12 protein-coding genes are annotated in these 12,737 nt (G+C 43.9%); 3 read left to right on the top strand and 9 right to left on the bottom strand.

Annotated features, from left to right (window positions below; translation table 11 throughout):
* The first annotated feature begins 4 nt into the window (after positions 1 to 4).
* The gene (locus tag ABIE26_RS22550; RefSeq protein WP_310146028.1) at positions 5 to 1,102 is read left to right on the top strand and encodes a CapA family protein; all 1,098 of its coding nucleotides are present in this window, start codon (positions 5 to 7) and stop codon (positions 1,100 to 1,102) included.
* Here the strand turns inward: ABIE26_RS22550 and ABIE26_RS22545 are convergent.
* On the bottom strand, positions 1,099 to 1,284 hold the full coding sequence (locus ABIE26_RS22545; RefSeq protein WP_310146029.1) for a hypothetical protein: 186 nt from the start codon (positions 1,282 to 1,284) through the stop codon (positions 1,099 to 1,101). The genes ABIE26_RS22550 and ABIE26_RS22545 overlap by 4 nt on opposite strands.
* A gap of 136 nt (positions 1,285 to 1,420) precedes the next feature.
* Between ABIE26_RS22545 and ABIE26_RS22540 the strand changes: the two genes are divergently transcribed.
* Positions 1,421 to 2,359, top strand: a complete 939-nt coding sequence (locus tag ABIE26_RS22540) for an SPFH domain-containing protein (RefSeq protein WP_310146030.1) — start codon at positions 1,421 to 1,423, stop codon at positions 2,357 to 2,359.
* A 72-nt stretch (positions 2,360 to 2,431) separates the two neighbouring features.
* On the opposite strand, the gene ABIE26_RS22535 is transcribed toward ABIE26_RS22540, so the two are convergent.
* The 7 genes from ABIE26_RS22535 to fumC all read right to left on the bottom strand — a co-directional run bounded on the left by ABIE26_RS22535 (position 2,432) and on the right by fumC (position 9,242).
* The gene (locus ABIE26_RS22535) at positions 2,432 to 4,588 is read right to left on the bottom strand and encodes a carboxy terminal-processing peptidase (protein WP_310146032.1); all 2,157 of its coding nucleotides are present in this window, start codon (positions 4,586 to 4,588) and stop codon (positions 2,432 to 2,434) included.
* A 184-nt stretch (positions 4,589 to 4,772) separates the two neighbouring features.
* Complete coding sequence (locus tag ABIE26_RS22530) at positions 4,773 to 5,453, bottom strand: hypothetical protein (RefSeq protein WP_310146033.1); 681 nt, start codon at positions 5,451 to 5,453, stop codon at positions 4,773 to 4,775.
* Positions 5,454 to 5,511: 58 nt separating this feature from the next.
* A complete protein-coding gene (locus ABIE26_RS22525; RefSeq protein ID WP_310146034.1) occupies positions 5,512 to 6,072 on the bottom strand; it encodes a DUF1543 domain-containing protein in 561 nt (186 codons plus the stop codon).
* A gap of 2 nt (positions 6,073 to 6,074) precedes the next feature.
* Positions 6,075 to 6,515, bottom strand: coding sequence for a low molecular weight protein-tyrosine-phosphatase (locus ABIE26_RS22520; RefSeq protein WP_310146035.1), 441 nt, complete (start codon positions 6,513 to 6,515; stop codon positions 6,075 to 6,077).
* A gap of 5 nt (positions 6,516 to 6,520) precedes the next feature.
* The gene (locus tag ABIE26_RS22515; RefSeq protein WP_310146037.1) at positions 6,521 to 7,327 is read right to left on the bottom strand and encodes a S1/P1 nuclease; all 807 of its coding nucleotides are present in this window, start codon (positions 7,325 to 7,327) and stop codon (positions 6,521 to 6,523) included.
* A gap of 2 nt (positions 7,328 to 7,329) precedes the next feature.
* Positions 7,330 to 7,824 carry a fumarate hydratase gene (locus tag ABIE26_RS22510; protein ID WP_310146038.1) on the bottom strand — a complete coding sequence of 165 codons (495 nt, stop codon included), beginning with the start codon at positions 7,822 to 7,824 and terminating at the stop codon, positions 7,330 to 7,332.
* Between the two features lie 20 nt (positions 7,825 to 7,844).
* On the bottom strand, positions 7,845 to 9,242 hold the full coding sequence (gene fumC / locus ABIE26_RS22505; protein WP_310146039.1) for a class II fumarate hydratase: 1,398 nt from the start codon (positions 9,240 to 9,242) through the stop codon (positions 7,845 to 7,847).
* A 152-nt stretch (positions 9,243 to 9,394) separates the two neighbouring features.
* Here fumC and ABIE26_RS22500 point away from each other — a divergent pair, with 152 nt between their 5' ends.
* Positions 9,395 to 10,630, top strand: coding sequence for a serine hydrolase domain-containing protein (locus ABIE26_RS22500; RefSeq protein WP_310146040.1), 1,236 nt, complete (start codon positions 9,395 to 9,397; stop codon positions 10,628 to 10,630).
* On the opposite strand, the gene recG is transcribed toward ABIE26_RS22500, so the two are convergent.
* The gene (recG, locus tag ABIE26_RS22495) at positions 10,631 to 12,736 is read right to left on the bottom strand and encodes an ATP-dependent DNA helicase RecG (RefSeq protein WP_310146041.1); all 2,106 of its coding nucleotides are present in this window, start codon (positions 12,734 to 12,736) and stop codon (positions 10,631 to 10,633) included.
* Position 12,737 lies beyond the last annotated feature (1 nt).

Raw genomic sequence — 12,737 nt, 5'->3', positions numbered from 1 at the left:
ACAATTGAAACTTTCAGCAATAACCCTGCTTAGTGTAAAAATTGCGCTGATTGCCCTAAGCTGCACCAATAATGCCGCCAGTATACCCAAACAGGTTCAGATTGACACGCCTGTAATTCCTAAAAAAGATACGATAGCTATTACCGCCGTTGGCGATATCATGATCGGCTCGGCCTATCCGACAAAATCAAACCTGCCTCCAGATGATGCGATCCATAGTTTTAAAGCGGTGGACAGCCTTTTGCAGGGCGATATTGTTTTTGGCAATCTGGAAGGCTGCCTGCTCGATAATGGCAAATCTACCAAATGCAAAGACCCGAACAGCAACAGCTGTTTCGCTTTCAGGATGCCCGAACGGTATGCAGGCATCATCAAAAAAGCCGGGTTTAACCTCTTGAGCATCGCGAACAACCATGTGGGCGATTTCGGGCTCAAAGGCAGAAGCCGCACTGCCGCGATTCTGGATTCCCTGGAAATTCCCTATGCCGGACTGCAATCCCATCCCTATGCCATTTTTGAAAGAGATAGTATAAAGTACGCTTTCTGTGCTTTTGCACCTAACGAAAACACCGTTTCCATTAATCAGACAGACAGCGCCACGCAATTGGTTCGCCGGTTAAAGGCACAGGCCGATATTGTGATTGTTTCTTTCCATGGTGGTGCCGAAGGGGCTAAAGCCGAGCATGTTTTAAAACGCAAGGAAATATTTTATGGTGAGAACAGGGGCAATGTATATGCCTTTGCCCACGCTGTAATAGATGCAGGAGCAGATGTGGTGCTTGGACATGGCCCGCATGTTACCAGGGCGGTGGAAGTGTACAAAAACAAGTTTATTGCTTACAGCCTCGGCAACTTTTGTACCTATGGCATGTTTAGCCTTAAAGGCCCTAATGGGATCGCACCAGTACTGCAATTAAAAATAAATTCCAAAGGCGATTTTGTGTACGCCGATATCGTATCTGTAAAACAGGACAAAGTTAACCGCCTGACTTTAGATGAAAACCAGGGGGCATTCAACAAAATCAGATCGTTGACCAATACCGATTTCCCGGGCCACAGGCTAAAATTCTCCGGATCTGGCCGTATTGAGTTAAAGGATTAAGATTCGTCTTTTGTATTCTTTACCAAACCTATCCCCGAAACGAAGAAAATAAGCCCTATGATGCCCGCAACAATTAATTCCCGGCTCTGTATACTGTGTTTAACAAATCCGTATCCTGCATAAATAAGGCCGATGATACCTAAAATTGTTAAGATAGTGCCAAATGTTCTTTTTACATTCATAACGTTTGAAATTTAGTTCATTATCAATACACAACATCCGTGCCTGCATGTAATGTGCAGTTCGCTAAACAAAAACCGCTGATCATTCAGATTTGTTCGTATATTAAATGAATTATTTATCATTTAAAAACGACTTATGAATTATTCGCTTTACATTTTTCTCTTTGTAGCCTTTATTATCCTGATCAGTTCATTTGTTACCGTAAAACAAGGAACAATTGCTGTGATTACCATTTTCGGGAAATACAGGAGGCTCTTACGTCCGGGACTAAGCTTAAAGATTCCCCTGATAGAAAACATCCACTCCAGGATCTCAATACAGAACAGATCGGTGGAATTGTCCTTTCAGGCCGTTACCCAGGATCAGGCCAATGTGTATTTTAAGGCCATGCTGCTTTATTCTGTCATCAACCATGATGAAGAAACCATTAAAAACGTAGCTTTTAAGTTTGTGGATTCCAACAACCTGATGCAGGCACTGATCCGCACCATTGAAGGCTCTATCCGGGCCTATGTGGCCACGCAAAAACAAGCCAATGTACTTGCCCAGCGCAACGAAATTGTAGAACACGTGAAACAACAGATAGATCAGGTACTGGAAAGCTGGGGTTATCACCTGCAGGACCTGCAGCTGAATGACATTACTTTTGATGAAGAGATCATGCGCTCTATGAGCAGGGTAGTGGCCTCCAACAACCTGAAGGCAGCTGCTGAGAATGAAGGTCAGGCGCTGTTGATCACCAAGACCAAAGGTGCCGAGGCCGACGGTAATGCCATTAAAATTGCTGCAGCGGCAGAACGCGAGGCCGCACAATTGCGCGGACAGGGTATTGCACTCTTCAGGGCCGAAGTGGCACATGGTATGACCAAAGCTGCCCAGGAAATGGAAGAAGCCAATCTGGATATCTCGGTTATTCTTTTCACCATGTGGACAGAATCCATCAAACAATTTGCGGAAAACAGCGAAGGCAATGTTATCTTCCTGGATGGTTCTACAGAAGGTATGAACCGTACCATGAAAGAAATGATGGCCATGCAGCTACAGAAAGCTGCCCAGGATAAATCTGGGAAATAGCCACCTCTAATGTAAAAAAGGCTCCTGACATATTGTGTCAGGAGCCTTTTTTATGGAATACTTTAAAGGAATTTAGTTTAAAGGAGTTTGGTTTTTTACCAATCCTTTCGCCGCTGGATCGGTCACTTGCATAAAGTCGGCCATGATCCTTAAACTTTCATCCTGTACAAAATCAAAGCTCTCTTCTTTCTTTATCTTGTCCCCTTTTTTAACAGCAGGCAGGCCTCTTGAAGCCCTTAACGAATTGATCTTAGCCAGGTTTTTCGCCTCAAGACTATCTCTTTCCTGTTTCAGCTTTACTTCATTTAAAGAAACCGAAACTTCTTTATCGCTTTTGTTCAGTTCTGCAATGTCCTGCTCCATTATTTTATAGTCAAGCGATTTGGCCATACGCTGTTTATGCAACGCTATCAGGCCTGGCTTAACGGCAGCAAGGTTGGCCACTGGTGTAAAATTAGAAGCCTTTACTTCATCCCATGGCAAAGCCGAAGGCTCTGTATCTTCACCAATCTTATCCATTGGATATAAAGAAGGGAACTCAATATCAGGCATTACCCCTTTATGCTGGGTACTGCTACCGGTTACACGATAAAACTTCGCCATTGTTAAATTGATCTGACCAAGCTGAATGCCCTCTTTTTCAGTTTTTATCACACCGCCGGTTTTACCCACAAGTGCAGCCAATCTTTGAATGATGGAAGGATTAACCAGCTTATTCATATCTATCGATGACTGTACCGTTCCTTTTCCATAGGTTTGTGTCCCCATGATGATCCCTCTGCCATAGTCCTGAATAGCTCCTGCAAAGATTTCAGATGCCGAAGCGCTTAAGCGATCTACCATCACACCAAAAGGTCCCGCCCAGGCCACACCTGGATTATTGTCTTCACTCACTTCTACGCCGTTCCTAAGGTCCTTAACCTGTACAACCGGCCCCTTATTGATAAACAAGCCTGTTAAATCAATTGCTTCAACCAAAGAACCACCACCATTTGCACGCAGGTCCATTACAATGGCATCTACTTTATCGCGGTTTTTTAAGGTGTCAATCAGCAGCCTTACATCACGGGTAGTGCTTTTATAGTTAGGATCGCCGGCATTTGCGGCTTTAAAATCTGCATAAAATGCAGGTACAGTAATGATTCCGATCTTATAGGGTTTGCCGTTTGATTGTATGGTTTGTACCTTCTTTTTGGCAGACTGGTCTTCCATTACAATCTTTTCCCTTACCAGTTCAATAATTACCGGTTTGGCCGACATTTCCATTCCCGCAGGAATAATTTTAAGCCTTACTTTCGTGCCCTTAGGGCCTTTAATTTTAGCCACGGAACTTTCTATCCTCCAGCCAATGATGTCTTCAAATTCACCGGCACCCTGCGCAACTGCAACGATCCTGTCGCCCGCGCTCAGTAACTTGCTCTTAAAGGCAGGTCCTCCGGGAATCACTTCAGCAATTTTAAGTACTTCGTTTTCCAGTTGCAGTCTGGCGCCAATCCCTTCAAAAGAACGGGCCATATCTTCGTTAAACTGCTGGGCATTGGTTGGGTTAAAATAATTGGTGTGCGGATCAATGGTTTCGGTAAAAGCATCCATGATGGTCTGGAAAACATCCTGATTGTTCAGTTTGGATGATTGAGATTTAAGTGCCTCGTAACGTTTTGTCAGTGTTTCTACGTTCTTGGCTTCCGGTGTACCCGCAATTTTTAAGTTTACCAGTTCATATTTTACCCTTTTTCTCCAAAGGTCATCCAATGCTGATTTAGAACTTGTCCACGGCATCTTTTCCCTGTCGAACACATAAGTTTCATTCTGGGTGTAGTTCTGCTTCGCTTTAATCTCTGTAAAAGCATAAGTCAGGAACTCGTTATAACGTTTCAGGTAAACGTTAAAAATATAAAATGGCGCACTCAGGTCTCCATTGCGGAAATCATCATCCAATGAATACCTGAACTTCTCAAACTCCTTTATGTCCGAAGCCAGAAAATAGTATTTATAAGGATCCAGATCCTTGATGTACTTATCCAGCACCAGTGAAGAAATGGAATCGTTTATTTTTATTTTCTTGTAGTTGTAATTTTCTATCAACCCCACAATCTCCTTACATACCAGTGCTTGTTTTTCATCAGGCACAATGTTGCTTACACCTTGAACCAGGGGCTGTGTTTTAGGAGCAGCGTGGCAGGCAAGAACGGCGGCAGTAAAGGTTACCAGTAATATCTTCTTCAACATCTCTTTAACATTTTTAAAATCCATTTTTATATTTCGCACTAATATGATACCAATTTCAGAAATAAACAGAAAAGAGACAGTAATAATACTGTCTCTTTTCTGTAAACATACCCAAAAGTAGTCAAATACTATAGAATCAATGATACAAAAAAACTATTTGAGCTGCAAATATTTGACAAGCCAACTATTTCTTTGCCATAGCTTTGGCCGGGATCTGTGCCCTGGCTTCTTTGATCTGGGTCTTAAACCTGGCTAAACCGGAAGACTTTGCCAGCAGTTCCGCCCTGTTGAGGTCCCTTGCCGCAAGGGTATATTCTTTTTTCCTGATCTTAACCTGTGCCAGCCCCAGTACAGAATCGATATAAGCATTGTTATTCCCGATCTGCTGGGCCAAAATACCCTGCTGGGTATAAAACCAGAGCGACTGGGTGAGCTTGCTGGCTGCAAAATATATTTTACCCAACTGTCCATAAGATTCCATCTGACCGGATTTACTTCCGATCTTTGAATAATTTTTCAGCGCAACATTCAACGTTACCTGCTCTGCCTCAGAATAGTGTGCAAGCAGATAGTGTACATTTGCCAGCCTTAAAAGAGCCGAGCCATATTGAGTAAATTTTTTTGAGCTATTGTATTCAAATGCCGCTTTTCCGTACAAAGTAATGGCATCATTCAGATCTCCACGTCGTTCATTCTTTTCTGCCTCTGCAAAATAATCATCACCGTCATTTTCATCCAGATTGGACACGACAATATTTACAGCCCCATTGCCGGGCTGGGATTCCTGCGACAAAAAAGTACCGGTTTGGGTCATGGCCTTACTGGAAAAAAACAGACCAATCAGTATCAAACAAATTTTGTTCATTCGCTAAAGATAGAATAAATTTAGTTAAACAACTGTAAACTAAATCAAAAGGCATAAATTAAACCTTACTTAAAGGTAAATATCCCAGGTGCATTTCATCGGCCGGCCCGTCAGCACCCGCCTCTAATTGTAACCTGTATTTACTTTTAACACCTGATGGAAGTACTTCAGCTATTTCAAATACATCATCTACATCGACTCCGTATTTGTCGTCAATATGCGATACTGCCCCTTCAAACCCTGTGTGTTTATAAAAAGCAGTTTCTTTGGCCGTTTTAGAAGCTGAGCCAAGGCTGTCTGCCACAATCAACAGCTTATAATGCAATTCATCAAACTCCCCTTTTTTGTAACCGCCCAGATTCAGAAAAAACAGTTTATTTTTCTGATCAGCTGATTTTTCTGCAGCTGGCACAACTTTTAGCTGATACTCTCCAACCCTGCTCACCGTTCTCCAGGCATCAATATGGATTTTCCCGTTTGCCTCTGGCCAGAAGTCTATGATATCCTGTTTCACTGCTGCCAGTGAACTTCCGATCGTAAAAAAGATATCGTGCTGCTCGGTATGCCGGCCCGGGGGCTTACAACCCAGCAAAAACATAAAAAGTTTAAGTGGTTCCATAGTTATTGTTTCATTTCCGCTATCAATGCCCTGCAACGTTCCTCGATGCCTAAAAAAACAGGCTCAAAAAGCTGGTCATCATAATATGGGTCTGTCACTTCCAGATCACCGGACAAAAACAGTTTCACTTTTTCACGCTGTTCCGCATTCTCCGCCAGTTTCAGCACATCTCTAAGGTTATTCCGGTCCATCACCAGGATATGATCTGCCTCATCAAACATCTGTTTACCAAAATGCCTTGCCCTTTGCTTTGAGATATCATATCCGAATTTTCTGGCAATGGCGATGCTTCTCCTGTCTGCAGGCTGGTTCACATGCCAATCACCTGTACCCGCCGAAGTGACCTCCCAGTTCAGCCCCTGTTCTTCCAGCAGTTGCCGCATAATGCCTTCCGCCAGGGGTGAGCGGCAGATATTGCCCAAACAAACCATCAGTATCTTCATACCCGCTATTTATAAATGTCATTCAGAATGTTTGCCAGGCAAATCCCACCTTTAAGCAGCTGCTCGTTCAGCAGGCCTACAAACTCAAAATTATATTTATAGCTCAGCCTTTCTTCAGGCTTAATGTTGGCATAAATCCTATTGCAGGCCAGGTAAGATCCATAAACGTAATCTTTTAAAGAGCTGTTCCTCCAGGTACTCAACTGATCGGCCGAAGGAAAGTTGATGGCATTTGCATACTCTGTATAACTGAGCTGCTGGTATTCGATCAGCGATTCGTCCCAAACCCTGTGCAGGTTAGACTTTTCACCGAACCAGGTTACAAATACTTTATTGCCGCCAAGGTCTTCTTTCCTTGCGGTATGCATGGGCTGGTTCAAATCACCCACCAGGTGGATCAGCAGGCGCATCGCCAGTCTTTTTTCTTCGGCACTGGCCTTTCTGTTCTTCAATACGGCCACCATTTCCGGGATTTTATTGTAAACGTTCGGAGATTTTTCCTGATCTAAAAGATCAAATATCCCTTGTTTGTCCAGCCCGGCAGGCAGGTTTACAAAATGCCAGTTGTATAAATAATCGTAGGCAGGGTCCGACTTGATAAAATCGCCCCAGTTGCTTGCCATGGCCAGGCTTTCGTTACCCAGCACTTCTTTTACACCTTTCTTTGCTTTGCCGCTAAGGTGGCTTTCGGCAATCTGTCCAACTATCCGGTGTCCGAGCATGCCCCAGGCACCTGCATTTAGCGGCAGATATAAAACAAAGGCAAAGGCCAGAAGGCCTTTGCACATTTTTATCATTACATTCTTTTTCATCTCTATAATTCTTTAGGCCGGCAAATAATGCGTTCCTTTAAAACCAGGGTACATTCCCTTTGATTGCTGGTGCTTTCCAGTTTAAGCTGGTCCTGACCGGCTGCCTTTATATAAAAAGTCTGTATATAGCGGCCAATCTGGTAACAGCCGGAAATTTTCTGCTTATAGTTGGCTTTGGTATAAGTCCCAACCAGGAAAAGACTGTCGGCCCTCACTTCATACACCCCTTTGGCATACTCCTTCCAAACCCCTCCGTTAAAGCAGGAATCTGAATAGTAGTTTACTTTCGAATGCGTCGTCAGGTCCACATAAAAGGAGTCGCAGGTAAACCTGAATTTATGCAGGGTATAGTTCAGCAGTTTATCCGCATTCGCTATGCTGTCCTGGTTCCATACCCCCTGCAAAAAAGCTTCACCCTTTCCCTGTACATCAGGCAGGCGCCTGCACGAAGCAGAAATACACACCATCAACAAAAGGCAAAAAAACAATCTCAGCATATTTTTTCAGCTAATCCGGCTTATTTTAAACTACCCACCATATCTTCCGGGCGTACCCACTCATCAAATTGTTCGGTAGTGAGTAAGCCCAGTTCTACGGCTGCTTCACGAAGTGTTTTATTTTCTTTATGTGCTTTTTTTGCAATTTTTGCCGCATTCTCGTAGCCTATGTGCGGGTTCAGCGCAGTAACCAGCATCAGTGAATTTTCCAGGTGTTTTTTAATCTCAGGAAGGTTTGGCAGGATCCCTGCAGCACAATGGTCATTAAATGAAACACAGGCATCACCTATCAACCGGCCTGATTGCAATACATTGGCCGCAATTACAGGTTTAAACACGTTCAGTTCGAAATGCCCTGTACTTCCACCAACACTTACCGCAACGTCATTTCCTATAACCTGCGCACAAACCATGGTCAGTGCTTCAGGTTGTGTAGGGTTAACCTTACCTGGCATAATTGAGGATCCCGGTTCATTATCCGGAATGATGATCTCCCCGATTCCCGAACGCGGACCGGAACTTAGCATCCTTACGTCGTTCGCAACTTTCATTAATGAAACGGCCACACGCTTATAGGCTCCAGAAAGTTCTACCATTGCATCATGCGCCGCCAGGGCTTCAAATTTATTAGGCGCGGTTACAAATGGCAGGCCGGTCAACTCAGCTATTTTTTGAGCAACCAGCACATCATAACCTTTTGGGGTGTTTAAACCTGTACCTACCGCTGTACCACCTAATGCCAGTTCACTGATCATCACCAGGGCATTTTTAATGGCCCTGATGCCATTACTGATTTGCTGGGCATAACCCGAAAATTCCTGTCCCAATGTTAAAGGTGTGGCATCCATAAAATGGGTACGACCGGTTTTAACAATCGTGGCAAATTCCTGCGATTTTGCCACCAGGGTACCATGCAATTTTTCCAGCCCCGGAAGGGTCACTTCTACCGCCTGCTTATACGCAGCAATATGCATAGCAGTAGGGTAGGTATCGTTTGAAGACTGCGATTTGTTTACATCATCATTAGGGTGCAGCACTTTCTTTTCATCGCCTAATCCACCACCATTTAAAACATGTCCACGATAGGCAATCACTTCATTGGCGTTCATGTTACTTTGCGTGCCTGATCCCGTCTGCCAGATCACCAGCGGAAACTGATCATCCAAACTACCCGCGATGACCTCATCACAAGCCTTTGCAATCAGGTTCGCTTTATCCTGGCTCAAAACACCAAGTTCAGTATTAGCCAAAGCAGCAGCCTTTTTTAAATATCCAAAAGCATGAATGATCTCCTTAGGCATAGAAGCCTCGGGGCCAATTTTAAAGTTATTCCTTGAACGTTCAGTTTGAGCACCCCAATATTTATCAGCAGGCACCTGCACTTCACCCATCGTATCGTGTTCTGTTCTAAAATTCATTTGTTTTATTTTTTGTTGTCGCCCAAATTTAAGGTTTTTGTATCTCAATGAGTTTTATTTATGTAACAAATGATATAATGTTTAAAACTCTTTTACGTTTAAAGGGGTAAAAATCCTTATTTTTCGACTTTTTAAACCGTATTGCATTCTTCATGAAGTTTCGTCTGCTAAGCATAATCACATCACTAACCATTTTATCGCTCTCCTCATGTTCAACTCCGGAAGAAAAAGCTAAAAAAGCCGAAGCCGATAAAAAGGTCAGGGTTAAAGAAGATGACAGGGCCGATAGCCTTGCGCTGGTTTACAACCCCGAAAAAGCGGACCAATGGATTGCAGGCTTTGTACAGAACCTACACAAAAAATATAATTTCAACGGAAATATGCTGGTGGCAAAAGGTGGAAAGATCATTTATGAGAAAGCCGTTGGATGGGCCGATTACCTGCACCGCGACAGCTTAAAAATAAACTCGGAATTTGAACTGGCGTCCATCACCAAAACCTTTACCGGGGTTGCCATCATGCAGCTGGTAGAAGCAGGAAAATTAAAGCTGACCGACGATGTAAAAAAATTCTACCCTAACTTCCCTTACGATGGAATTACAGTAGAACTTTTGTTGTCGCACCGCAGCGGGATGATGAACTACGTCTATTTTATTGACGACATCTGGCGCAAAGAAAAGCGCAACATGAAAAAAGGTGTATCCAACCAGGAGGTAATGGAAGTGATTGCCGACAAAAAACCTAACCCTTATACCAAACCAAACCGGGTTTTTCATTACAACAACTCTAATTTTATGGTACTGGCCGCCATTATAGAAAAGGTGACGGGCCAACGCTTTTCGCAGTACATGATGGAGCATGTTTTTAAGCCTGCCGGAATGAAAAATACCCATGTTTACTCTACAACAGAATATGAAAAAATTCCTGTTGATGTAGTGGGCCATGATCGTAACAGCTTTAGGTATTCGGTAGTGCAGAACTTTTTAGATGGCCCTGTTGGCGATAAGGGTATTTATAGCACTTTGCACGATCTGGTGTTGTATGACAAATACCTGAAGAACGGCAGATTATTGACACAAAAAAGTCTGGATTCAGCCTACAAAGGCCGCAACAAAGCCATCAAAGGTCATTTCAACTACGGCTATGGCTGGCGCATATTTGACGGAGAAAAAAACAGGAAAGTAGTGTATCATACGGGATGGTGGCATGGCTTCAGACACATTTATGTGCGCGATTTCCAAAAGGATATTGTCATTATATTTCTGGGCAATTTAACCAATGGCAGTTTGATGCAACTTGATGAATTGTATAAACACCTTGGCGTTCCTGTTATCCGCAAAGGCGCCTATTCGGGAGCAGGCTCTCTACCGGGAAGTGACGAAGATTAATCAGGAGATCTTATCGAAAGCAATGCCCTTGCGTCTTTTAGAAAGGTAAGTCCGCAGCAGACTGTTTTCAGGTAGTTCCAGGTGTGGATCTGCTGCCAGCACCTCTATTACGGTGTTTCGTGCTTCCTGCAGGATGAGCTGATCTTTTGCCAGATCGGCCAGCTTTAACTCCAGTACACCACTTTGCTGCGTACCGGTAATGTCGCCGGGCCCACGGAGCTGCAGGTCGATCTCTGATATTTCAAAACCATTATTCGTCCTGACCATAGTTTCCAGACGCAGTTTTCCATCTGCACTCAATTTATTGCCCGACATCAGGATACAGAACGATTGCTCCGCCCCCCTTCCTACACGGCCCCGCAGCTGGTGTAATTGCGAAAGGCCAAAACGTTCTGCATTCTCAATGATCATCACAGAAGCATTCGGAACATTCACCCCAACCTCTATTACCGTTGTTGCCACCATGATCTGACTCTTCCCATCTATGAACTGCTGCATTTCATACTGCTTGTCGGCATTGCTCATTTTGCCATGCACAATACTGATCTGGTACTGCGGCCGTGGAAACTGATAGCCCATCTGTTCTATGCCTGCTTCCAGGTGTAAAAGGTCCAGTTTTTCACTTTCCTTGATCAGTGGATAAACCACATACACCTGGCGGCCTTTGGCAATCTCCTGCTTCATAAAACCAAACATCCTCAGGCGCTGCCCTTCAAACAAATGCCTGGTTTCAATGGGTTTCCTGCCTGCGGGAAGTTCGTCTATTACAGACACGTCTAAATCGCCGTACATGGTCATGGCCAGGGTTCTGGGTATCGGCGTTGCAGTCATCACCAGAATGTGCGGAGGAACCGCATTTTTACGCCAGAGCTTTGCCCTTTGCTCCACACCAAACCGATGCTGTTCATCAATCACCACCATGCCCAGATCTTTAAATATCACCTTATCTTCAATGAGGGCATGTGTACCCACGAGAATGTCTATTTCACCGGCTTCAAGCGCCGCGTGCAGCTGGGTCCTTTGTTTTTTGGTACTACTGCCCGTAAGGATCGCGACATTAACCAAACGGCCTTTCAGTAACGATACAATAGACTCGTAATGCTGTCGGGCAAGAATCTCTGTAGGGGCCATCATACAAGCCTGATAACCGTTGTCATTGGCCAGCAGCATACTCATTAAAGCCACCGCAGTTTTACCACTCCCTACATCTCCCTGTACCAGTCTGTTCATCTGAATACCACGTTGTGTATCCAGCCTGATCTCCTTGATTACCCGTTTCTGAGCGTTGGTCAGATTAAAAGGCAATATTTCCTTATAAAACGTATTGACGCGCTGGCCTACGGTTTCAAACAAATGGCCTTTAAATTTGAGTTCACGAAGATGTTTGTTGTGCAGCAACTGCAGCTGGATAAAAAACAGCTCTTCAAACTTCAATCGGCTCTCGGCTTTTTTTAATACCGCCACATCTTTTGGAAAGTGAATATTCAGAATTGACTCCTTCCTGGAAAGCATATGATACTTCTCCAGAATATAAGGGGGGATAGTTTCCTTAACTTCGTATAGATGCTGCTCCAGCAGCAAGGCCTGCAGTTTTTGTATGCCCTTGCTGTCTAAAAAAAACTTCTTTAATTTTTCGGTTGAATTGTAAACTGGCTGCAGCCGCAGATTGCCTGTAACTGTTGCAGGACGGGGATAACTCTCCAGATCGGGATGGGAGATGCTGTAGCTACCATTAAATACCGAAGGCTTACCAAATACAATGTAAACCTTCCCCTTACTTACATGTTCATCAACCCATTTTAAACTCTGGAACCATACCAGTTCGATAGAACCGGTTTCATCTGTCAGTTTTGCTACAATCCGTTTCTTGTGTTTTTCTCCAACCTGCTCCTTGCTGGTTATCCGCCCCAATATCTGGACATAGGGAAGTTCGGTACTGAGCTCATTTATCTTATAGAACCTGGTTCTGTCTATATAACGAAAAGGAAAATAATTGAGCAAATGCTCATAGGTAAAAATACCCAGCTCCTTCTGCAAAAGTTCGGCACGTTTAGGACCTACGCCCTTCAAATATTCGATCGTTGTATCTAAGGTAGCGGCAAACAAG

The sequence above is a fragment of the Pedobacter africanus genome (assembly GCF_040548825.1).
GTDB classification, from domain to species: domain Bacteria; phylum Bacteroidota; class Bacteroidia; order Sphingobacteriales; family Sphingobacteriaceae; genus Pedobacter; species Pedobacter africanus_A.
Note: the sequence above shows the minus strand (reverse complement) of the source record. Positions and strands in the feature narration are given on the sequence as shown.

Excerpts from the sequence above, each read along its gene's own strand:
- ABIE26_RS22545 (WP_310146029.1), bottom strand. The coding sequence starts at position 1,284 with ATGAATGTAAAAAGAACATTTGGCACTATCTTAACAATTTTAGGTATC.
- ABIE26_RS22540 (WP_310146030.1), top strand. The coding sequence starts at position 1,421 with ATGAATTATTCGCTTTACATTTTTCTCTTTGTAGCCTTTATTATCCTG.
- ABIE26_RS22535 (WP_310146032.1), bottom strand. The coding sequence starts at position 4,588 with ATGTTGAAGAAGATATTACTGGTAACCTTTACTGCCGCCGTTCTTGCC.
- ABIE26_RS22530 (WP_310146033.1), bottom strand. The coding sequence starts at position 5,453 with ATGAACAAAATTTGTTTGATACTGATTGGTCTGTTTTTTTCCAGTAAG.
- ABIE26_RS22525 (WP_310146034.1), bottom strand. The coding sequence starts at position 6,072 with ATGGAACCACTTAAACTTTTTATGTTTTTGCTGGGTTGTAAGCCCCCG.
- ABIE26_RS22520 (WP_310146035.1), bottom strand. The coding sequence starts at position 6,515 with ATGAAGATACTGATGGTTTGTTTGGGCAATATCTGCCGCTCACCCCTG.
- ABIE26_RS22515 (WP_310146037.1), bottom strand. The coding sequence starts at position 7,327 with ATGAAAAAGAATGTAATGATAAAAATGTGCAAAGGCCTTCTGGCCTTT.
- ABIE26_RS22510 (WP_310146038.1), bottom strand. The coding sequence starts at position 7,824 with ATGCTGAGATTGTTTTTTTGCCTTTTGTTGATGGTGTGTATTTCTGCT.
- fumC (WP_310146039.1), bottom strand. The coding sequence starts at position 9,242 with ATGAATTTTAGAACAGAACACGATACGATGGGTGAAGTGCAGGTGCCT.
- ABIE26_RS22500 (WP_310146040.1), top strand. The coding sequence starts at position 9,395 with ATGAAGTTTCGTCTGCTAAGCATAATCACATCACTAACCATTTTATCG.